Origin of the sequence: Bacillus sp. SIMBA_008, assembly GCF_046535495.1 — a bacterium.
In the GTDB taxonomy this organism is placed as follows: Bacteria; Bacillota; Bacilli; order Bacillales; family Bacillaceae; genus Bacillus; species Bacillus subtilis.
On record NZ_JAWRWL010001242.1, the window covers coordinates 1 to 237 of the forward strand.

Annotated in this window: 1 protein-coding gene; it reads left to right on the plus strand. The window is 56.1% G+C overall.

Annotation, left to right across the window (positions count from 1 at the left end; all coding sequences use genetic code 11):
- Nucleotides 1-237 (plus strand): hypothetical protein (locus SB658_RS27410; RefSeq protein ID WP_410603705.1); only part of this gene is annotated, 237 nt, incomplete at both ends.

Sequence of the window (237 nt, forward strand, 5' to 3'; positions counted from 1 at the left end):
GTGGGCGGTTACCTCATCACAAGCTTTATCCGTTAGCTTGCAGTTCTTAGGCTCTTCGGGCGGGGCGCCGAAGCGGCTAGGTGTGCGGGAAGGCCTTCGGCAGAGCTGCCAAAAGGAGAGACGGCTCACAGGCTCAATCGATGTCTTCCGCAGAAAACTTGAGCCTGTTCGTGATCATACCGGAATTGGGCGCTTCTGCCGTCCTCGACCTTCTGGACCGCTTCATCTTCAAATATG